The sequence below is a fragment of the Streptomyces sp. NPDC006134 genome (genome assembly GCF_040628835.1).
Classification (GTDB): Bacteria; Actinomycetota; Actinomycetes; order Streptomycetales; family Streptomycetaceae; genus Streptomyces.
Genome location: NZ_JBEXTV010000037.1, coordinates 43,846 through 63,713, shown reverse-complemented (window position 1 = coordinate 63,713; position 19,868 = coordinate 43,846). Strand labels below are relative to the sequence as shown.

Annotated in this window: 19 protein-coding genes; 9 read left to right on the top strand and 10 right to left on the bottom strand. The window is 72.9% G+C overall.

Annotation, left to right across the window (positions count from 1 at the left end):
• Positions 1–89: 89 nt before the first annotated feature.
• The 5 genes from ABZ340_RS23520 to ABZ340_RS23500 all read left to right on the top strand — a co-directional run bounded on the left by ABZ340_RS23520 (position 90) and on the right by ABZ340_RS23500 (position 2,681).
• Positions 90–470: a helix-turn-helix transcriptional regulator gene (locus tag ABZ340_RS23520; RefSeq protein WP_358783777.1), complete on the top strand. Its 381-nt coding sequence runs from the start codon at positions 90–92 to the stop codon at positions 468–470.
• 252 nt (positions 471–722) lie between these two features.
• Positions 723–1,193: a DNA starvation/stationary phase protection protein gene (locus tag ABZ340_RS23515; protein WP_358783776.1), complete on the top strand. Its 471-nt coding sequence runs from the start codon at positions 723–725 to the stop codon at positions 1,191–1,193.
• Positions 1,194–1,365: 172 nt separating this feature from the next.
• Positions 1,366–1,644, top strand: coding sequence for a hypothetical protein (locus ABZ340_RS23510; RefSeq protein WP_358783775.1), 279 nt, complete (start codon positions 1,366–1,368; stop codon positions 1,642–1,644).
• A 180-nt stretch (positions 1,645–1,824) separates the two neighbouring features.
• Positions 1,825–2,199 (top strand): metalloregulator ArsR/SmtB family transcription factor, encoded by a 375-nt coding sequence (locus tag ABZ340_RS23505; RefSeq protein ID WP_358783774.1) that lies wholly within the window; start codon positions 1,825–1,827, stop codon positions 2,197–2,199.
• Positions 2,196–2,681 (top strand): SRPBCC domain-containing protein, encoded by a 486-nt coding sequence (locus ABZ340_RS23500; protein ID WP_358783773.1) that lies wholly within the window; start codon positions 2,196–2,198, stop codon positions 2,679–2,681. Before ABZ340_RS23505 ends, ABZ340_RS23500 begins: the two co-directional genes overlap by 4 nt.
• Before the next feature lie 6 nt (positions 2,682–2,687).
• Here the strand turns inward: ABZ340_RS23500 and ABZ340_RS23495 are convergent, their stop codons facing one another.
• From ABZ340_RS23495 to ABZ340_RS23485, 3 genes are all read right to left on the bottom strand, one after another.
• Entirely contained in the window at positions 2,688–3,524 is an 837-nt protein-coding gene (locus ABZ340_RS23495; protein WP_358783772.1) for a DNA-formamidopyrimidine glycosylase family protein, read from the bottom strand.
• 128 nt (positions 3,525–3,652) lie between these two features.
• Positions 3,653–8,587: an ATP-dependent helicase gene (locus ABZ340_RS23490; RefSeq protein WP_358783771.1), complete on the bottom strand. Its 4,935-nt coding sequence runs from the start codon at positions 8,585–8,587 to the stop codon at positions 3,653–3,655.
• A gap of 444 nt (positions 8,588–9,031) precedes the next feature.
• Positions 9,032–9,955: a hypothetical protein gene (locus tag ABZ340_RS23485; RefSeq protein ID WP_358783770.1), complete on the bottom strand. Its 924-nt coding sequence runs from the start codon at positions 9,953–9,955 to the stop codon at positions 9,032–9,034.
• Between the two features lie 80 nt (positions 9,956–10,035).
• Here ABZ340_RS23485 and ABZ340_RS23480 point away from each other — a divergent pair, with 80 nt between their 5' ends.
• From ABZ340_RS23480 to recX, 4 genes are all read left to right on the top strand, one after another.
• Positions 10,036–10,230 carry a DUF3046 domain-containing protein gene (locus ABZ340_RS23480; protein ID WP_358783769.1) on the top strand — a complete coding sequence of 65 codons (195 nt, stop codon included), beginning with the start codon at positions 10,036–10,038 and terminating at the stop codon, positions 10,228–10,230.
• 138 nt (positions 10,231–10,368) lie between these two features.
• A complete protein-coding gene (locus tag ABZ340_RS23475; RefSeq protein WP_358783788.1) occupies positions 10,369–11,490 on the top strand; it encodes an AI-2E family transporter in 1,122 nt (373 codons plus the stop codon).
• A gap of 352 nt (positions 11,491–11,842) precedes the next feature.
• On the top strand, positions 11,843–12,967 hold the full coding sequence (gene recA, locus ABZ340_RS23470; protein WP_358783768.1) for a recombinase RecA: 1,125 nt from the start codon (positions 11,843–11,845) through the stop codon (positions 12,965–12,967).
• Positions 12,968–12,970: 3 nt separating this feature from the next.
• On the top strand, positions 12,971–13,885 hold the full coding sequence (recX, locus tag ABZ340_RS23465) for a recombination regulator RecX (protein ID WP_358783767.1): 915 nt from the start codon (positions 12,971–12,973) through the stop codon (positions 13,883–13,885).
• An 85-nt stretch (positions 13,886–13,970) separates the two neighbouring features.
• On the opposite strand, the gene ABZ340_RS23460 is transcribed toward recX, so the two are convergent.
• From ABZ340_RS23460 to ABZ340_RS23430, 7 genes are all read right to left on the bottom strand, one after another.
• Positions 13,971–14,402 carry a rhodanese-like domain-containing protein gene (locus tag ABZ340_RS23460; RefSeq protein WP_358783766.1) on the bottom strand — a complete coding sequence of 144 codons (432 nt, stop codon included), beginning with the start codon at positions 14,400–14,402 and terminating at the stop codon, positions 13,971–13,973.
• Positions 14,399–14,926 carry a cysteine dioxygenase gene (locus ABZ340_RS23455; protein WP_358783765.1) on the bottom strand — a complete coding sequence of 176 codons (528 nt, stop codon included), beginning with the start codon at positions 14,924–14,926 and terminating at the stop codon, positions 14,399–14,401. The genes ABZ340_RS23460 and ABZ340_RS23455 overlap by 4 nt, the downstream gene beginning before the upstream one ends.
• Before the next feature lie 146 nt (positions 14,927–15,072).
• Positions 15,073–15,159, bottom strand: a complete 87-nt coding sequence (locus ABZ340_RS23450; protein ID WP_313960178.1) for a putative leader peptide — start codon at positions 15,157–15,159, stop codon at positions 15,073–15,075.
• A gap of 150 nt (positions 15,160–15,309) precedes the next feature.
• Complete coding sequence (locus tag ABZ340_RS23445) at positions 15,310–17,013, bottom strand: FAD-dependent monooxygenase (RefSeq protein ID WP_358783764.1); 1,704 nt, start codon at positions 17,011–17,013, stop codon at positions 15,310–15,312.
• A gap of 185 nt (positions 17,014–17,198) precedes the next feature.
• Positions 17,199–18,089, bottom strand: coding sequence for an amino acid ABC transporter permease (locus ABZ340_RS23440; protein WP_358783763.1), 891 nt, complete (start codon positions 18,087–18,089; stop codon positions 17,199–17,201).
• The gene (locus ABZ340_RS23435; protein ID WP_358783762.1) at positions 18,086–18,751 is read right to left on the bottom strand and encodes an amino acid ABC transporter permease; all 666 of its coding nucleotides are present in this window, start codon (positions 18,749–18,751) and stop codon (positions 18,086–18,088) included. Before ABZ340_RS23435 ends, ABZ340_RS23440 begins: the two co-directional genes overlap by 4 nt.
• An 84-nt stretch (positions 18,752–18,835) precedes the next feature.
• Entirely contained in the window at positions 18,836–19,672 is an 837-nt protein-coding gene (locus ABZ340_RS23430) for a glutamate ABC transporter substrate-binding protein (RefSeq protein ID WP_358783761.1), read from the bottom strand.
• Positions 19,673–19,868 lie beyond the last annotated feature (196 nt).

Here is a 19,868-nt window from a genome sequence, read left to right as displayed (position 1 = left end):
CACGACATCGCTCCCCGCACGGCCGCGGCGCGAGGCGGTACGGTGGGGCGTGAAGGATGCGGCTACGCGGTCCGAGGAGGGAGCCACCGATGATTCTGCTCCGTCGCCTGCTGGGTGACGTGCTGCGTCGGCAGCGCCAGCGCCAGGGCCGTACTCTGCGCGAAGTCTCCTCGTCCGCCCGAGTCTCGCTCGGCTATCTCTCCGAGGTGGAGCGGGGGCAGAAGGAGGCTTCCTCCGAGCTGCTCGCCGCCATCTGCGACGCGCTGGACGTACGGATGTCCGAGCTCATGCGGGAAGTGAGCGACGAGCTCGCCCTCGCCGAGCTGGCCCAGTCTGCTGCTGCCACCCCCAGCGATACCGTGCCCACGCCGGTTCGTCCCATGCTGGGCTCCGTGTCGGTGACCGGTGTGCCACCGGAGCGGGTGACCATCAAGGCGCCCGCCGAGGCGGTGGACGTCGTCGCCGCCTGAGGGCGGGCACGGGCCCGCGTCATGTCCGCTGTGCGCGATGTGACGCCGGTGCGGGCCAAGCAGGCCGAGAAGAAGTACGAGGCCCCGGCCGGGGCCGCTCCGGGAGAACCGGAGGGGTCCGGCCGGGGTTTTCGCATGGGCGGACCTGTCTGGTGACGGTGGGTGAGTGACTGATCCCGGTGCGTTTGCCGGGGCGCGGTGCTGCGGTCATCGTGGAGGGACGTGGCGGGGGGTGAGCCTGCGGAGGTGCCGATGTACGTCGTGAAGAGCCCGTTGTCCGACGCGAATCTGAAGACCGTCTCCGAGGCCCTGCAGGGTGCCCTCGTGGACTTGGTGGACCTGGGGCTGGTGGCGAAGCAGATCCACTGGAACGTGGTCGGGCCGCGCTTCCGGTCCGTGCACCTTCAGCTCGACGAGGTGGTCGGCACCGCGCGCACGCACTCCGACACGGTGGCGGAACGCGCCGCGGCGCTCGGCGTGCCGCCGGACGGCCGCGCCGCGACGGTCGCCGTCGGCAGTGGCATCGGGGTGACACCGGAGGGGTGGGTCGACGACGGGACCGCGGTGCGGACCCTCGTGGACGCGCTGGGCGCGGTGATCGTGCGGATGCGGGAGCGGATCGCCGCCACCGGCGAGCCGGATCCGGTGAGCCAGGACATCTTCATCCGGATCACGGCGGATCTGGAGAAGCACCACTGGATGTTCCAGGCCGAGAACGGTTGACGCCGCCCCCGGCCGGGAAGCGGGCGGTCGGCGCCGGGCCGGAGGTGGTGGGGTCGGAGGTGGTGCGGCCGGACGGTGGGGGGCTGGAGGTGGTGCGGCCGGAGGTGGTGTGGCCGGGCGGCGGGGCTGGAGGTGGTGTGGCCGGGCGGCGGCGGGGCTGGAGGTGGTGGCCGTGGCAGGGCGGACCGTGCGCCGGGGGGTCGCACTCGGGCTGGGCGCGCTGTGGTGGTGGGCCGTGCTGAGGCTCGCGGTGGCGCCCGGTGCCGGGGTGGTGGAGGGGGCGGTCGCCGCCGGCGGGTGGGGGCTGAGTGTGCTGCCGGTGCACTGCGCGCCGAAGGAGCGGGCGGCGGGCGCCGTGGGTGCGGGGCGGTGGCGGCGGGCCTGGAGGGCGGGTGGGGCCGGGCGGGAGGGGCCGCGGGGACGGCCGGACGGTGGTCCCGGTCCGGCGTAGCGCCTGCCGTGTTCTTCTGTCTCTCCGGTGGCCTGTCGTGTTCTTCTTCCTCGCGTCCCTCATGTCCCTCGTATTTCTCGTATTTCTCGCGTCGTGTGCCGCCTCTGTGCGCCGGGTGTTTCCCGCACAGCGGTGCCGTCTCTTTGCAACCGGACGCGCGGCGAGCTAACGTACAACCAAATGGTTGTAGATGGAGTCGCGGACGATGCCGTGGACCGCCTGTTCCACGCTCTGGCCGATGCCACGCGGCGCGACATCCTCCGCCGCTGCGTGCAGGGGGAGCTGTCCGTGTCACGGCTGGCCGAGGGGTACCCGATGAGTTTCGCCGCGGTGCAGAAGCACGTGGCGGTACTGGAGCGGGCCGGCCTGGTCACCAAGCAGCGCCGCGGACGGGAGCAGCTCGTGCGCACCGAGCCCGAGGCAGTGGACCGGGCGCGGCAGGCCCTCGACGAACTGGAGACGGCGTGGCGCGGACGGGTGGAACGGATGTCCCGGCTGCTCACCCCGGAACCCGGCCCCGAGGGGGACAACCCGACGGAAGGACAGAAACGATGAGTGTCACCCGTGTGGACAAGGACCTCGACAACCTGACCCTCACCCTGGTCGCCGACTTCGCCGCCCCGGTCGAACGGGTGTGGCAGCTGTGGGCCGATCCGCGGCAGCTGGAGCGCTGGTGGGGTCCGCCGAGCTACCCGGCGACCGTGGAGGAGCACGACCTGACCGCGGGCGGCGAGGTCAGCTACTTCATGACCGGTCCCGAGGGCGAGAAGTACCGCGGCTGGTGGCGGATCACGTCCGTCACCCCGCCGACCTCTCTGGAGTTCGTCGACGGCTTCGCCGACCAGGACGGAACGCCGAGCACGGACCTGCCGACCACCACGGCGCACGTGCGGCTCACCGCACACGACGGGGGGACGCGGATGGAGCTGCGCTCGGTCTTCGACTCCCGCGAGGACATGGAACGGCTGGCCGACATGGGGATGGTCGAGGGGATGCAGCAGGCGGTCGGCCAGATCGACGCCCTGCTCACCGCCTGACCCCGGTCAGCCGGCCCCGTCCCGGCCCCGTGGCGCCGGGGCGGGACCCCACTGGCAGCCGGGACACCAGTACGTGGGACGTTCGCGGGAGCCGTCGCCCTGGCCGGCGACGCGGACGCAGGAGCGGCAGCGCAGGCAGGGGCGGGGTGCGCGGCCGTACACGAACAGGTCCTGGCCGCTCGGGTCCCGGCCGCTTCGGCCGGTTGTGCGGCGGGCCGGGCGGTCACGGTTGGCTTCCAGGAGTTTCCTGGCGAGCTCCGGGAGCATCGCGGCGTGTTCGGTGGGCAGCTCGCCCACCGGCAGCCAGGGCGTGACGCCGAGCAGGAAGCAGAGCTCGCACTTGTAGATGTTGCCGATGCCGGCGAGGTTGCGCTGGTCGAGCAGGGCCTCGCCGATCGGGCGTGCCGGGTCGGCGAGCAGGTTCGCCAGCGCCCGCTCCGGGTCCCAGTCCGCGCCCAGCAGGTCCGGGCCGAGGTGGCCGACGGCGCGGTGCTCGTCGGCGGTGCGCAGGAGTTCCAGGACGGGGAGGCGGTAGCCGACGGCCGTGCGGTCGGCGCTGCCGAGCACCGCGCGGATCTGGTGGGCGGGGCCGCCGCTCCAGCGCCGGCCGGGGGCGAACACCCTCCATGCGCCGTCCATCCGGAGATGGGAGTGCAGCGTCAGACCGCCCTCGATACGCATGAGCAGGTGCTTGCCGCGCGGGACGACGGCCAGGAGTTCGCGGCCGGTGAGGTCGACGGTGGCGTAGCGGGGCACCCGGAGATCGCTGTGGGTCAGCACCTTGCCCGCGAGGGCGTCGTGCAGCCGTCGCGCGGTCTGCCAGACCGTGTCTCCTTCGGGCATGGATCCAGGGTGACACGGCGGAAGAGCGCGACGGCGGGCCGCGCCGGCCGGTGTGAGGACCGCGCCGTCGGGCCCGCAGACGCAGGCCGCGCGGCAGGCGCGCAAGCGCTACGTCGCTCTGGCCATGGTCAGGCCCGCAGGCGCAGGCCGCGCGGCGTGGCGATGAAACCCGCCGCTTCCAGGAGGGCGCCGAACGGGGAGGTCAGCGCGGCGGCACCGTTGACGCGCTCCACCGTGACCGTGCCGAGGGATCCCTCGCGGGCGGCCGCGGCGAGCGCCTGTGCGGCCGCGTGCAGGCGGAGGTCGTCAACGGCGTGCTCGTCCGGGGCCGAGGGCCACGCCAGCAGCGTCTTGCCGCCGCGTTCCATGTACAGCGTCAGCTCGCCGTCGACGAGCACGACCAGGGAACCCGCCTTGCGGCCGGGCTTGTGCCCCGCGCCGGCCGGGGGCTCGGGCCAGGCGAGTGCGGCGCCGTAGGCGTTGGCCGGGTCGGCGGCGGCCAGGACGACCGCCCGGGAGGCGGGGGCGGGCCGGCCGCCGGGCCGGTGGCCGGGGCGATCGTGTGCGTGGGCGCCCCACGGGGCGCCCATGGCGTGCCGGGGAGCGCCACCGCGGGGGCCGCCCGCACCCGGTGCGTCGTAGTCGCGGGGGGAGACGTAGTCGCCGGGGGTGAGCCGGTCGAGGGGGTACGGGGAGTCGGTGAGGGGGGCGTCGAAGGCGCCGAAGTCTTCGGCGGGGGAGCCGGCGGGCAGGCCGTAGCTCCCCGGGGCGCCGTCGGTGAAGCCGGGGCCCGGCAGGGTGTCGCCGCGGTCCCGGGCGTTGGCCACGGCACGCAGGCGGTCCACGGCTCCGTCCATGGCGAACTGCGCGGCGCCGAGCCCCTCGACCACATAGCCGCGCCGCGCCTGACCGCTCTCCTCGAACACCGACAGGACGCGGTACGCCGCCGAGAAGCCGCCCTCCACACCCTCGGCCGCGACGGCGCCCCGGGTCACCACGCCGTGCCGGTCCAGGAGCGTGCGGGCCAGGGCATGGGCGCGCACCGTGGCGTCGGCCTCCCGGGCGGGGAGGAGCGACCAGCGGCCGGCGACGGTCGGCGGGCCGCTGCGGGAGGCTGGGCGGGCCGCGGCCGTCAGGGAGCCATAGCGCCCCCGCGGCACCGTGCGCCGGGCACGGTGGGCCGTGGAGCCCGCGGTGCGGCCCGAGCCCAGCAGGGAGCGCAGGGGCGCGAGCGTGTCGTTCGTCAGCCGCCCCGACCAGGCCAGGTCCCACAGGGCATCGGCGAGCTGGGGGTCGGTGACGTCGGGGTGGGTGGTGGCGCGGACCTGGTCGGCGATCTGGCGGAAGAACAGGCCGTAGCCGCCGGAGAGGGTGTCGAGCACCGACTGGTGGAGCGCGGTGAGCTCCAGCGGGTGCGGGGGCGGCAGGAGCAGCGGGGCCGCGTCCGCCAGGTAGAGGGAGACCCAGCCGTCCTTTCCGGGAAGCGAGCCGGCTCCGGCCCACACCACCTCACCGGCGGCGGTCAGCTCGTCGAGCATCGCGGGGGTGTAGTGCGCCACCCGGGAGGGAAGGACCAGCTTCTCCAGAGCGGAAGCGGGCACGGCGGCCCCCTGCAACTGCTCGATTGCGCGCACCAGACCGTCGATGCCGCGCAGCGCGTGACCCTTGCCGATGTGCTGCCACTGGGGCAGGAACTGGGCGAGCGCGGCCGGTGGCACCGGCTCCAGCTCGTGCCGCAGCGCGGCCAGGGAACGGCGGCGCAGCCGGCGCAGTACGGCCGCGTCGCACCACTCCTGGCCGATGCCGGCCGGGTGGAACTCGCCCTGGACGATCCTGCCCGTCGCCGCGAGCCGGTGCAGGGCGCCTTCCGTGACGGCCACGCCCAGGCCGAAGCGGGACGCCGCCGTGGCCGAGGTGAACGGGCCGTGGGTGCGGGCGTAGCGGGCGAGCAGGTCGCCGAGCGGGTCCTTGACCGGCTCGGTGAAGGCTTCCGGGACACCGACCGGAAGCGCCGTGCCCAGCGCGTCCCGCATCCGGCCCGCGTCCTCGACCGCCGCCCAGTGTTCCGCGCCGGCGATACGGACCCGGATCGCGCGGCGGGCGGCGGCCAGCTCCTCGGCCCACCCCGGTGCGGCGCCCCGCTCGGCCAGCTCGGCGTCCGTCAGCGGGCCGAGCACCCGCAGCACGTCCGCCACGCCCTCCACGTCCTTCACACGGCGGTCCTCGGTGAGCCACTGCAGCTCGCGCTCCAGCTCCGTCAGCACGTCCGCGTCGAGCAGCTCGCGCAGCTCCGCCTGGCCGAGCAGCTCGGCCAGCAGCCGCGAGTCGAGGGAGAGGGCGGCGGCGCGCCGCTCGGCGAGCGGGGAGTCGCCCTCGTAGAGGAACTGGGCGACGTAACCGAAGAGGAGGGAACGGGCGAAGGGGGACGGCTCCGGCGTGGTGACCTCGACCAGGCGCACCTTGCGGGACTCCAGGTCACCCATCAGCTCGACCAGGCCGGGGACGTCGAAGACGTCCTGGAGGCACTCGCGGACCGCCTCCAGGACGATCGGGAACGATCCGTACTCGCTCGCCACCTCCAGCAGCTGGGCGGCGCGCTGACGCTGCTGCCACAGCGGGGTGCGCTTGCCGGGGTTGCGGCGCGGCAGCAGCAGCGCGCGGGCGGCGCACTCCCGGAAACGGGCGGCGAACAGGGCCGAGCCGCCCACCTGGTCGGTGACGATCCGGTCGACCTCGCCCTTGTCGAAGACGACGTCGGCCGCGCCCACGGGCGCCTGGTCCGCGTCGTACTCCGTGCCGGCCCTCGCCGGCTCCTGGGCCGGCAGGTCCTGATCGAGCAGGTCCAGACCCATCAGATCGGCGTCCGGCAGCCGCAGCACGATGCCGTCGTCGGCGTGCATGACCTGCGCGTCCATCCCGTACCGCTCGGACAGCCGGGCGCCGAGGGCAAGGGCCCAGGGGGCGTGGACCTGGGCACCGAACGGGGAGTGCACGACCACCCGCCAGTCGCCGAGCTCGTCGCGGAACCGTTCCACGACGATCGTCCGGTCGTCCGGGACGTGGCCGCACGCCTCGCGCTGCTCGTCGAGGTAGGACAGCACGTTGCCGGCCGCCCAGGCGTCCAGGCCCGCCGCGAGGAGGCGCAGGCGGGCGTCCTCCTTCGGCAGGGAGCCGACCTCGCGCAGGAACGCGCCCAGCGCACGGCCCAGCTCCAGCGGGCGGCCCAGCTGGTCGCCCTTCCAGAACGGCAGCCGGCCCGGGACGCCCGGAGCGGGGGAGACCAGGACCCGGTCGCGGGTGATGTCCTCGATGCGCCAGGAGGTGGTGCCCAGCGTGAACACGTCCCCCACGCGAGACTCGTACACCATCTCTTCGTCGAGCTCGCCGACCCGGCCGCCGCCCTTCTTCGGGTCGGCCCCCGCGAGGAAGACCCCGAAGAGTCCCCGGTCGGGGATCGTGCCCCCGGAGGTGACCGCCAGGCGCTGCGCTCCCGGGCGGCCGGTGACCGTGCCGGCGACGCGGTCCCACACCACGCGCGGGCGCAGCTCGGCGAAGGCGTCGGACGGGTAGCGGCCCGCGAGCATGTCCAGGACGGCGGTGAACGCCGACTCGGGCAGCGAGGCGAAGGGGGCGGCGCGGCGGACGGTGGCGAGCAGGTCGTCGACCTGCCAGGTGTCCATCGACGCCATCGCGACCAGCTGCTGCGCCAGGACGTCCAGGGGGTTGGCGGGGATCTTCAGGGACTCGATGGCACCGGAGCGCATCCGCTCGGTGACCACGGCCGCCTGGACGAGATCGCCGCGGTACTTCGGGAAGACCACGCCCGTGGAGACGGCGCCGACCTGGTGACCGGCGCGGCCGACGCGCTGCAGGCCGGAGGCGACCGAGGGCGGGGACTCCACCTGGACGACGAGGTCGACCGCGCCCATGTCGATGCCGAGCTCCAGGCTGGAGGTGGCGACCACGGCGGGCAGGCGGCCCGCTTTGAGGTCCTCCTCGACGAGGGCGCGCTGCTCCTTGGAGACCGAGCCGTGGTGGGCGCGGGCGATGACCGCGGGCGCGCCCTGGGCGGCTCCGGAGCCGCCCATCAGCGCGGCGGGGGCGTGGTGCTCGTCGAGGGGTTCGCCGGTCGCGCGTTCGTAGGCGATCTCGTTGAGCCGGTTGCAGAGGCGCTCCGCGAGGCGGCGGGAGTTCGCGAAGACGATCGTGGAACGGTGGGCCTGGACCAGGTCCGCGATCCGCTCCTCCACATGGGGCCAGATCGAGGGGCGTTCCGCGCCCTCGGCGGCGTCGGCGGCCGGGGAGCCGCTCAGCTCGCCCAAGTCCTCGACCGGGACGACGACGGAGAGGTCGAACTCCTTGCCCGACTCCGGCTGGACGATCTCCACCTTGCGGCGCGGGGAGAGGAAACGGGCGACCTCGTCGACCGGACGGACGGTCGCCGACAGGCCGATGCGGCGGGCCGGGCGGGGGAGCAGCTCGTCGAGGCGCTCCAGGGAGAGCGCGAGGTGGGCGCCGCGCTTGGTGCCGGCCACCGCGTGCACCTCGTCGAGGATGACCGTCTCGATGCCGGTCAGCGCGTCGCGCGTGGCCGACGTCAGCATCAGGAACAGGGACTCCGGAGTGGTGATCAGGATGTCCGGGGGGCGGGTGGACAGCGCGCGGCGCTCGGCGGCCGGGGTGTCGCCGGAACGGATGCCGACCTTGACCTCGGGCTCGGGCAGGCCCAGGCGGACGGATTCCTGACGGATGCCGGTGAGAGGGCTGCGGAGGTTGCGCTCGACGTCGACGGCGAGGGCCTTCAGGGGGGAGATGTACAGGACGCGGCAGCGCTTCTTCGGGTCGGCGGGCGGAGGCGTGGAGGCCAGCTGGTCCAGGGCGGCGAGGAAGGCGGCGAGGGTCTTTCCGGAGCCGGTGGGGGCGACCACCAGCACGTCCGAGCCCTCCCGGATGGCCTGCCACGCGCCGGCCTGGGCGGCGGTGGGTGCGGAGAACGCGCCCGTGAACCAGCCGCGGGTCGCGGGGGAGAAGCCGTCCAGGGCCCGGTGTGCGGAGCTGACCATGCGTCCATCGTGCACCGGGGGACTGACAATCGGGCTGAGCTGGGCGGATGTCGTGCTGGTGAGGGTGGGGGAGGGCGGCTTGGCGGGGTGGCCGTGCCTGCGGGGCCTCCGGCGGTGGGGCGGGGCCTGCGGGGTGCTGAGCCGGCTGGGCGGGGGCGCCTGTGGTGTGGCTGAGTCGGCTGGGTGGGGTGCCTGCGGCGCGTGTGCGGGTGCGGTGGGGTGCGCCGTGGTGCCTGCGGCGCGTGTGCGGGTGCGGTGGGGGTGCGCGTAGCGCCGGGTGCGGTGGGTGGGTCGGGCCGCGCCGGGGTGTCCGTCCTCGGAGCGGCGCGGAATCGGCCGCCTGGAGAGGTGCTCGTATTGACGCGCCGACCGCTGCGGGCGGACACCCCCGGCACGTCCCTTCCCGCCGCGGGCGCCTGTGGGGCCGGAGCGTGACAGGTGAGGTCAGTCGAGTGGACGGCCGTATGCCGTGAGGGTGCGCAGGGCCTCCAGCGTCACCAGGGGGCGTGCTTCCAAGGCCGGGGCCGGGGCCCACTGCCGCCAGCGGATCGGCCAGCCGCCGTCCTCCTGCTGGGCGGCCGCGAGGAAGTCCAGGGAGCGTCTCATCTCGTCGTCCGTGAACCACGCGCGGGCCAGGGAGCGCGGAGTCTTCGCGTAGTCGTGAGGGAAGTGGTGCTCGCCGGGGGCGTAGCCGGGGGAGACGGGGTACCGGTCGAGCCGGTCCGGGTCGAGGGCGGCGAGACGCTGTTCGCGGACCAGGCGGCCCAGACGGTCGGCGGCGGCCTGCGCGCGGGGGCGGTCGGGGACGGAGTCCAGGAAGGCCACGGCCGCCTCCACCTCGTAGGGGTGGCTCGTCCGCAGTGACTCGATCCTCTGCCAGCAGAAGTCGGTGGCGCGGAAGAGCCAGGCATGCCACACCGCGTTGCGGTGCAGCACGCCGACCACCGGGCCGGTGGCCAGGAGATCGCTGGGCGGATCGTCCACGAGGGGGACGAAGGGGGCGGTCGGATAGCCGCGTTGGCTGGGATGGATGGCCGGAAGCGCTCCGTCCGGGGTGGAAACGGCGGTCAGGTAGCGGCAGGTGCGGTCCACGCGCTGTCCGCCGCATCGCCCCAGGGCGTCCAGGACGCGCAGGGCGTGCGCGGTGTGCAGCGGCTGGCTGACCGGGCCGCGCAGGTCGGGCTCCAGTGCGTGGCCGTATCCGCCGTCCTCGTTGCGGTAGGCGTCCAGCGCCGTCTCCACCGGGCCGGCGTCGCCACCTCGGAAGTGGAAGGCGAAGAGGCGCTGCTCCAGTACGCGCGCGGTGAGCCAGACGAAACGTTCGGCGCGAGCGAGCGGGGACAGAGGGGAAGCTCCGGTTTCGGCCATGGGTCAGACCGTAAGGGGGAAAGCGGTTCCGGCAGGCGGACCGGGCTCAGACCCACTCCCAGGGGCGGGATACTGGGGGTATGCGGTTGACGGTCTTCTGGCAGCGGATGGCGGACCACTTCGGTCCCGGCTACGCCGACACCTTCGCGCGCGACCACGTGATGACGGAGCTCGGCGGGCGTACGGTGCGGCAGGCCCTGGACGCCGGCTGGGACGCCAAGGACGTGTGGCGTGTGGTGTGCACCGTCATGAACGTGCCACAGGAGAAGCGCTGATCGGTTACAAAGATCGCGGAAGGGCGATCGGCTGTCGGTGGCGTGAGCGAGACTTGGTCCGTGGCACCCACTGACGAGAGCGCACCTCCGCCCGGCCCGACGCCGCCCGCCCGGAGCACCACCGGGCCGGACGCTCGCATGCCGCGGTGGCTGCCGCGCGCCATGGTGCTGGCTCTCGCGCTCTATGCCGTGTTCCAGCTCGGCAGCTGGGCCTTCCACCAGCTCACCAGTCTGCTGATCAACATCCTCATCTCCTTCTTCCTGGCCCTGGCCATCGAGCCCGCGGTGAGCTGGATGGCCGCGCGCGGGATGCGCCGGGGGGCGGCCACCGGTCTGGTCTTCCTCGCCGTGATGGTCGCCGCCGCGGGCTTCGTCACCCTGCTCGGGTCCATGCTCGCGGGCCAGATCGTCAGGATGGTCGAGGACTTCCCGGAGTATCTCGACTCCGTCATCAACTGGATCAACACCCACTTCCACACGGAGCTGAGACGGGTGGACATCCAGGAGGGCCTGCTCCGCTCCGACTGGCTGCGCAACTACGTGCAGGACAGCGCCACCGGTGTTCTGGACGTGTCCGCTCAGGTCCTCGGCGGGCTCTTCCAGCTGCTGACGATCACGCTGTTCTCGTTCTACTTCGCCGCGGACGGCCCCCGGCTGCGGCGTGCGCTGTGCTCCGTCCTGCCACCCGCCCGGCAGGCCGAGGTGCTGCGCGCGTGGGAGATCGCGGTGGACAAGACCGGCGGTTACCTGTACTCGCGCGGTCTGATGGCGCTGATCTCCGGCATCGCGCACTACGTCCTGCTGCAGGTCCTGGAAGTGCCCTACGCGCCCGTGCTGGCGGTGTGGGTGGGGCTGGTGTCGCAGTTCATCCCCACCATCGGCACCTACCTCGCGGGTGCCCTGCCCATGCTGATCGCCTTCACGGTCGACCCCTGGTACGCGCTGTGGGTGCTGACCTTCGTCGTGGTCTACCAGCAGTTCGAGAACTATGTGCTGCAGCCCAAGCTGACGTCGAAGACCGTCGACATCCATCCCGCGGTCGCCTTCGGCTCGGTCATCGTGGGCACGGCTCTCCTCGGTGCCGTCGGCGCACTGATAGCCATTCCGGCGGTCGCCACCCTGCAGGCGTTCCTCGGGGCGTACGTGAAGCGGTACGAGGTCACCGACGATCCTCGTGTCCACGGGCGCCGGGACCGCGGATCGGGTCCGGGACCGCTGACGCGCGTGCGGGAGCTGTGGGCACGGGGGCGGGAGCGGTGAGGTCGAGGAAGGGCGGCGGCGGCTCCGGGAAGGGTTCCTCCTGAGGCGTCGGCCTCCCCCCTTCCCCCTGCCCGGACAGGGGGGGCGGTGACGGCGTGGCGGCTCGGCGGCCGGCCGTTGCCGGGGCGTGGCCGCGGGTCCTGGAGCGCCGTGTGAGGCGCTTGACACAAAAATCGAACATCCATTCTTATAGAGGTCGTGGCCGGGTTCGAGAGAGGGTGTTTCGTCCGATTTTGGACTGGTAAGCACCCGGGTTATCCACAGGCCCGGCTCGCGTCGAGGCGCATTGTCAGTGGCAGGCGTTAGCGTCTTTGACGTGAAGCGATCGACTCAAGCAAACCGGGTGGAACCCATGGCAGGAACCGACCGCGAGAAGGCTCTGGACGCCGCCCTCGCGCAGATTGAACGGCAATTCGGCAAGGGCGCGGTCATGCGCATGGGCGAGCGGTCGAAGGAGCCCATCGAGGTCATCCCGACCGGGTCGACCGCGCTCGACGTGGCCCTCGGCGTGGGCGGTCTGCCCCGCGGCCGTGTGGTGGAGATCTACGGACCGGAGTCCTCCGGTAAGACCACGCTGACCCTGCACGCCGTGGCCAACGCGCAGAAGGCCGGCGGCCAGGTCGCCTTCGTGGACGCGGAGCACGCCCTCGACCCCGAGTACGCCAAGAAGCTCGGCGTCGACATCGACAACCTCATCCTCTCCCAGCCCGACAACGGCGAGCAGGCCCTGGAGATCGTGGACATGCTGGTCCGCTCCGGCGCCCTCGACCTCATCGTCATCGACTCCGTCGCCGCGCTCGTCCCGCGCGCGGAGATCGAGGGCGAGATGGGCGACAGCCACGTCGGTCTGCAGGCCCGCCTGATGAGCCAGGCCCTGCGGAAGATCACCAGCGCGCTCAACCAGTCCAAGACCACCGCGATTTTCATCAACCAGCTCCGCGAGAAGATCGGTGTGATGTTCGGCTCCCCGGAGACCACGACCGGTGGCCGGGCGCTGAAGTTCTACGCCTCGGTGCGCATCGACATCCGCCGCATCGAGACGCTGAAGGACGGCACGGAGGCGGTCGGCAACCGCACCCGCTGCAAGGTCGTCAAGAACAAGGTCGCGCCGCCCTTCAAGCAGGCCGAGTTCGACATCCTCTACGGCCAGGGCATCAGCCGCGAGGGCGGCCTGATCGACATGGGCGTGGAGCACGGCTTCGTCCGCAAGGCCGGCGCCTGGTACACGTACGAGGGCGACCAGCTCGGCCAGGGCAAGGAGAACGCGCGCAACTTCCTCAAGGACAACCCCGACCTGGCCAACGAGATCGAGAAGAAGATCAAGGAGAAGCTGGGCGTCGGCGTGCGACCCGAGGAGCCGGCCGCCGAACCGGGCGCGGACGCGGCGGTGTCCACCGCCCCGGCCGACGCCGCGACGGTGCCCGCGCCGACGACCGCCAAGGCCACCAAGCCCAAGGCCGCGGCGGCCAAGAGCTGACCTGTGACACGACGGACCGACTGGGCCGAGTACATCTCCCAGGACGCCGCCACGCGTGAGCAGGGGGGAGCGAACGGGAGCTTCGCCGGGGCGGACGGCGGCGGATACGGCGGGGACTCCGCCGCCGGGGCCGGCGACCGCGCGTACGGGGCGGAAGGGGGCCCGTTCCGGGCGGGCGCACGCGTGTCCGCGGACGGCTGGTACGGCGACGAAGCGGGGCCGGACGACGACACCGCGTACGGTGACGCCGCGTACGGCGACGGTTCGCCCGGTGGGGGAGGAGCGCGTCGCGGTGGCGGCCGGGCACGTGGCGCGGGCGGCGCCTCTCGAGGACGTCGCCGACAAGGCCGCGGAGAGCCGCCCACCCAGGACGGAGGTGACCCTGCCTCGTCGAGGGCCGGGAAGGGGGAACCTCCGGGGGACCCGGTCGAGCAGGCACGGGCGATCTGCCTGCGCCTGCTCACCGGGACCCCGCGCACGCGGAAGCAGCTCGCCGACGCCCTGCGCAAGCGGCAGATCCCGGACGACGCCGCGGAGGAGGTGCTGTCCCGGTTCGAGGAGGTCGGACTGATCGACGACAGCGCCTTCGCGGACGCCTGGGTGGAGTCCCGGCACCACGGCCGCGGCCTGGGCCGGCGGGCTCTGGCCCGGGAACTGCGGACCAAGGGCGTCGATCCCACCCTCATCGACGAGGCCGTCTCCCAGCTCGACTCCGAGCAGGAGGAGGCCACCGCGCGGGAACTCGTCGACCGCAAACTGCGCTCCACCCGGGGCCTCGACCGTGACAAACGGCTCCGCCGTCTCGCCGGCATGCTGGCCCGCAAGGGCTACCCCGAGGGCATGGCCCTCAGGATCGTGCGGCAGGCGCTGGAGGAGGAGGGCGAGGACACGGACTTCCTCGACGGCGAGGTGTACTGAGACCGAGATGCACGGAGACAAGGGTTCCGCCGGGACATGTGCGGGCCCTGACCGTCGGCCGGCCGTGCTTCCGCCCTCCTGCCCCCTACGGCGCCAGCACCGGCAACCCCGCCGCCCGCCACGCCTGGAACCCTCCGGCCAGGTCCGTCGCCCGGCGCAGCCCCAGGCGGTGCAGGGACTCCGCCGCCAGGCTGGAGGCGTATCCCTCGTTGCAGACGACGACGATGCGCAGGTCGTGACGGGTGGCCTGCGGGAGACGGTGGCTGCCCAGCGGATCGAGACGCCACTCCAGTTCGTTGCGTTCGACGACGACGGCTCCGGGGAGCAGGCCGTCCCGCTCGCGCAGGGCCGCGTACCGGATGTCGACCAGCAGTGCCGCACCGGCCCGGGACGCCTCGTACGCCTCTCGGGGCCCGACCCGTTCGTAGCTTTGGCGCACACGCTCCAGCAGCGCGTCGATCCCGGTGGGCCGCGCGCTCGCCCCGTCCGCCGCCCGGCCCGTCGTGCCGCCGCTCACTGCCAGTCCTCCGGGCGCTCGACCTGCTCCAGGCGCAGCACCGGACCGGTGCGGCTGTAGCGGCGGATGCGGGGCAGCGGCGGGTAGTAGGCGTGGACGGAGACGGCGTGCCGGTCGGGGGAGTCGTTGAGCACCTCGTGGACGTGGTGCCGGCCGAAGGCCCGCCCTTGTCCGGCCGCCAGCCGGCGTTCCCGGTCGATGCCGGCGGTGAGCTCCAGCGTCGTCCAGCCCTCGGTGGGCAGCCGGGCGGCGAGCGAGTGCTCCACGAGCTCGCCGGAGGCGGTGACGAAGGCGCCCGCGGAGTCGGCGTGGTCGTGCCAGCCGGTGCCCGCGCCGGGCGGCCAGCCGATCAGCCACGCCTCGCTGCCGCCGGGCCCGTCGAGCCGTACCCAGGTGCGGCCGTGCGGGTCGAGAGGGAGGGAGGCGATCAGCCCGGGATCGGCGGCGGCGCGCTGGGCGAAGCCGAGGAGATCGGCCTGCGTGGGAGGGGAGACGACAGGGGATGCGGGAGTGGTCGCAGACACGGGTTACCGTCCTGGTGAGAGTTCGCGGGAGACGCGCGCGGCGGCGTGCAGGCGTGCAGGCGTGCGGGCGCGGACGGGCGACGGAGTGGAGGCCCGGAGAAGCGCGCATGCGCACAAGCGGCGCGCGAAGAGGAGATGAGGCGAATTCAGCAGGAGGGGCGACACACGCAGCCCGCATAGCGGACGAGGTCCATATGGACCCTCCGCCACAGGCGCACACACGTGTCGGTCATGATCCGGAGTACACCACGCCGGTGAGGAACGGTCAACTCACCGTCACCGCAAGGAGGGACGGCGACGGTGAGTGCCTTCCGGGACGAGCCCGGCGAGCAGCCGCCGTCGCCGCTCCGCGCGCCGCCGCGACCCGCCCGGTGCGGACCGGCCTACGCGCCCGTCCCGGCCGAGGCTCCCGCACCGGCCGCGGCCTTCGCCGCGCCACCGCCCACCGCGGCCTCGGCCGCCGTGTACAGGTCGGCCGGGCGCACCCCGCTCAGCGCCGTGACCAGGTGGCCGTCGGGCCGTACCAGCAGCACCGTGTGGGCGGCGGCGCCGGGATAGCTCTCGGCGACCAGCAGCTCGGCACGGCACGGCAGCGCGGTCACCGCCGCCGCCAGCCGGGGCATGACGCCGGCGGTCACCCAGTGCTTGCGTTCCCACACACCCGTGCCCGGCGCGATCAGCACCACCAGCAGCGCCCCCCGGCCGAGCCGGTCCCGCAGCCGTACGAAGGTGCCGTCCTCCGCCGTGACCCGCACATCGGTGACCTGCGCACCCGGCGGTGTGTCCACGGGCACCTCTCCGTCGAGGCGAGGAGGTGCCAGCGGCGAATCGGCGTACGTCGCGGGCGCGCCCAGGGTGCCGCGCCCCAGGTGGCCGTCGGTGAGCAGCGCGTCGTGCCCGCGGGCGGCGCCGGGCATGCGGGCGCGCAGCCCTCCGCCGCCGCGCAGCAGGGGCAGTGCCTGGTCGGCGGCGCGCAGCCGGGCGGCGACGGCCGCGCGCCGTTCCGCCTGGTAGCTGTCGAGGAGGGCCTCGTGCGGGCCGTGGTGCCAGGCCAGGGCCAGTTTCCAGGCGAGGTTGCCGGCGTCCCGCAGCCCCTCGTCGAGGCCCTGCGTGCCGAGCGCGCCCAGCAGATGGGCCGCGTCCCCGGCGAGGAAGACCCGGCCGACGCGCCAGCGGCGGGCCAGCCGGTGGTGGACGATGTGGACGCCGGTGTCGAGCAGGTCGTACGCCGGTGTGGACCCGCCGCTCCAGCCGGCCAGCGTCTCGCGGATGCGGGTGACCAGCAGCTCCGGCGTGACCAGGTCCTTGCCCGGCGGCAGCAGCCAGTCCAGGCGCCACACCCCGTCCGGCAGCGGGCGGGCGGTGACCTCCCCGGCCGACGGGCCGGACATGCGCCACGGCGGCATCCGGTGCAGCAACGCCTCGCCCGGCCACGGCAGTTCCGTGCGCAGCGCGGCCACGGCGTGCCGTTCCACCGCCGTACGGCCGGGGAAGCGGATGTCCTGGAGTTTGCGCACGGTGGAGCGGGGGCCGTCGCAGCCGACCAGGTAACTGCCGCGCCACCAGGTGCCCTTGGGGCCGCGGGCGTGGGCCGTGACGCCGGAGGACTCCTGCTCGAGGGTGTCCAGGCGGCTGTCCACGGCCATCTTGACGAGTGGTTCGCGGGCGAGGGCGGCGCGCAGGGCACCGGTCAGCACGTGCTGGGCGATGTGCAGTGGAGCGGGGGCGGCGGCGCCGTCCTGTTCGCCCCCGGGCTCGTCGCCGAAGCCATCGGTGCCGTCGGTGCCGTCGTGGTCGCCGAAGTCGCCGGGATCGCCGGGGCCGCCGAAACGGATCTCGCGCATCACCTGCTTGCGCCGCATCGACCGCCATCCGGCCCAGCGGGCCCCGGCCTCGGCGAGCGGCAGCCCGGTGAGCCGTTCCAGGAGGGCGGCGGTGTCCTCGTGCAGGACGGCGGTGCGCGCGGGACGCGGCTCGTCCTTGCCCGGGCCCTCGTCCAGGACGACGCACGGCACTTCCTGACGCGCCAGCGCCAGGGCGAGCGTGAGCCCGACGGGCCCCGCTCCGGCGATGATCACCGGGTCCACGGCGCGACGCCCCCTGCCCGTGGTGGTGACGTGAGGGACGCAGGTGAACACAGAGGTGGAGCAGGGTGCACGGTCACAGAACGTATGCAACCTATTGCCGCTGCTTGCGTCAAGCGACGGGGGGCAGTGGCGATCATGCCACTGCCCCCCGTGCGCCCAGTCGCGTCAAGTGAGGTGACCGGGTGTCAGACGCCGCCACCCGCGGTCGCCCCGGCGTTCGGCTGGTTGTCGTCCGCCGTGAGCACCGCGCCGGTCGACTTCTTGGCCCGCCGCAGCCGCCGCTCCAGCCAGCTCGCGAAGGACGTGAGGGCGAAGTTGAGCGCGATGAAGATCACCGCCACCACCGTGAAGCTGGCGATGGTGTTGGCGCCGTAGTAGGCGCTCATCGTGCTGGCCGCGGAGAGCAGTTCGGAGAAGGTGAGGACGGCGCCGCCCAGGGCGGTGTCCTTCACGATCACCACGAGCTGGCTGACGATGGCCGGGAGCATCGCGGTGACCGCCTGCGGCAGCAGGATGACCCGCATCACCTGACCCTTGCGCATACCGATCGCCAGGGCCGCCTCGGACTGCCCCTTGGGCAGGGCCAGGATGCCCGCCCGGACGATCTCCGCCAGGACGGAGGCGTTGTAGAGGACCAGGCCGGTGATGACCGCGTAGAGCGGACGGACGTCCGTGCTGACGTCGGTGTACTCGGCGAAGAGGGCGAGACCGAAGATCATCAGGACCAGCACGGGGATGGCCCGGAAGAACTCCACCACGATCGCGGCCGGCACGCGGATCCAGGCGTGGTCCGACAGACGGGAGATGCCGAGGACCGCGCCGAGCGGCAGCGCGATGACCATGGACAGCGCCGCGGCCTTCAGGGTGTTCACCAGACCCGGCCAGATGTACGTGGACCAGGCCTCGGTGCCGGAGAGGAACGGCTTCCACTTCTCCCAGTCGAGCTGCTGCTTCTCGTCGAGGGAGCGGTACACCCACCACAGCAGGGCCGCCAGGGCGACCAGGAAGACGACCGTGAACAGGACGTTGCGCCGCTTGGCGCGCGGGCCCTGGGCGTCGTAGAGAACGGAGCTCATCGCTTCACCGCCACCTTCTTGCCCACCCAGCCCAGGATCAGGCCGGTCGGCAGCGTCAGACACACGAAACCGAACGCGAAGATCGCGGCGATCAGCAGCAGGGCCGCCTCGTTCTCGATCATCTCCTTCATCAGCAGGGCCGCCTCGGCCACACCGATGGCGGCGGCCACCGTGGTGTTCTTCGTCAGGGCGATCAGGACGTTCGCCAGCGGGCCGACGGACGAGCGGAACGCCTGCGGCAGCACCACCAGGCCGAGCACCTGGCTGAAGCTGAGGCCGATGGCGCGGGCCGCCTCGGCCTGCCCGACGGGCACGGTGTTGATGCCGGACCGCAGCGCCTCGCAGACGAAGGCCGAGGTGTAGAGGATCAGACCCAGCACGGCGAGCCGGAAGTTGATCGTCTCGAAGTCGTCCGCGCCGAGGCTGACGCCCAGGGTCTGGTTCAGGCCCAGTGACGTGAACAGGATGATCACGGTCAGCGGGATGTTCCGCACGATGTTCACGTAGGCGGTCCCGAAACCGCGCATCAGCGGCACCGGGCCGACGCGCATGGCGGCCAGCAGGGTGCCCCAGATCAGGGAGCCGACGGCGGAGAGCACAGTCAGCTGCACCGTCGTCCAGAAGGCTCCCAGCAGGTCGTAACCTTCAAGAAAGTCGAACACGATCTCCCGCGCTTCCGCGTGTAGGGATGCCCGCCCCGGTGCGCCGCCCCTCGCGCAGGGCGGCGCACCCTGTCAGGCGCTGCCTCAGCTCTTGATGTCGCCGATCTTCGGCGCGGGCTCGTGCTTGTAGTTCGCCGGCCCGAAGTTGTCCTGGACGGCCTTGTCCCAGGACTTGTCGGCGACCATGTCCTCGAGGGCCTTGTTGATCTTGTCCTTGAGGTCGCTGCCCTTCTTGACGCCGATGCCGTAGTTCTCGTTGGTCATCTTGAAGCCGCCGAGCTTGAACTTGCCCTTGAACTGGGACTGGGCGGCGTAACCGGCGAGGATGGAGTCGTCCGTGGTCAGCGCGTCGATGGCGCCGTTCTGGAGGCCGTTCAGGCAGGCCGAGTACGTCTGGTACGTCTGGAGCTGGGCCTTGGGCGCCAGCTTCTCCTTGACGTTCTGCGCCGAGGTGGAGCCGACCACCGAACACAGCTTCTTGTTGTTGAGGTCCTCCGGCGACTTGATCGAGTCGTCGTCGGCGCGGATCAGCACGTCCTGGTGGGCGAGCAGGTACGGGCCGGCGAAGTCGACCTTCTCCTGGCGCTGCGGGGTGATCGAGTAGGTCGCGACGATGAAGTCGACGTCGCCGCGCTGGAGCATGGTCTCGCGGTCGGCGCTCTTCGACTCGCGCCACTCGATCTGGTCCTCGCTGTAGCCGAGCTTCTTGGCGACGTACGTGGCGACGTCCACGTCGAAGCCGTCGTAACCCTGCGGGGTCTTCTGGCCCAGGCCCGGCTGGTCGAACTTGATGCCGACGGTGATCTTCTTGTCGCCGCCGCCGGAGGAGCCGTTGTCGTCGCCGTCGCCGCCGCACGCGGTGGCGGTCAGGGCGAGGGCGAAGACGGTGGCCGAGGCGGCGGTGACCTTGCGGAGCTTCATGGTGAACATCCTTTGGCTGTGATCAGAGCTGTGACCGGACGGAGACCGGATGCGGGCCGTCGGGGACGGGTGACGCGGTCGCCGGACCCCGGTGACGCGGTTGCCGGGAGCGGCCGGCACGGCACGCGGCCGGTGACGAGATCACCGGAAGCGGGTGACGTGATCACCGGAAGCGGGTGACGCGGTCGCCGGAGGC

Coding starts and splice junctions, on each gene's coding strand:
- ABZ340_RS23480 (WP_358783769.1), top strand. CDS start 10,036: ATGCGGTTGACGGTCTTCTGGCAGCGGATGGCGGACCACTTCGGTCCC.
- ABZ340_RS23440 (WP_358783763.1), bottom strand. CDS start 18,089: ATGAGCTCCGTTCTCTACGACGCCCAGGGCCCGCGCGCCAAGCGGCGC.
- ABZ340_RS23495 (WP_358783772.1), bottom strand. CDS start 3,524: ATGCCCGAAGGAGACACGGTCTGGCAGACCGCGCGACGGCTGCACGAC.
- ABZ340_RS23515 (WP_358783776.1), top strand. CDS start 723: ATGTACGTCGTGAAGAGCCCGTTGTCCGACGCGAATCTGAAGACCGTC.
- ABZ340_RS23505 (WP_358783774.1), top strand. CDS start 1,825: ATGGTTGTAGATGGAGTCGCGGACGATGCCGTGGACCGCCTGTTCCAC.
- ABZ340_RS23475 (WP_358783788.1), top strand. CDS start 10,369: ATGCCGCGGTGGCTGCCGCGCGCCATGGTGCTGGCTCTCGCGCTCTAT.
- recA (WP_358783768.1), top strand. CDS start 11,843: ATGGCAGGAACCGACCGCGAGAAGGCTCTGGACGCCGCCCTCGCGCAG.
- ABZ340_RS23430 (WP_358783761.1), bottom strand. CDS start 19,672: ATGAAGCTCCGCAAGGTCACCGCCGCCTCGGCCACCGTCTTCGCCCTC.
- ABZ340_RS23485 (WP_358783770.1), bottom strand. CDS start 9,955: ATGGCCGAAACCGGAGCTTCCCCTCTGTCCCCGCTCGCTCGCGCCGAA.
- ABZ340_RS23490 (WP_358783771.1), bottom strand. CDS start 8,587: ATGGTCAGCTCCGCACACCGGGCCCTGGACGGCTTCTCCCCCGCGACC.
- ABZ340_RS23500 (WP_358783773.1), top strand. CDS start 2,196: ATGAGTGTCACCCGTGTGGACAAGGACCTCGACAACCTGACCCTCACC.
- ABZ340_RS23520 (WP_358783777.1), top strand. CDS start 90: ATGATTCTGCTCCGTCGCCTGCTGGGTGACGTGCTGCGTCGGCAGCGC.
- ABZ340_RS23450 (WP_313960178.1), bottom strand. CDS start 15,159: ATGACCGACACGTGTGTGCGCCTGTGGCGGAGGGTCCATATGGACCTC.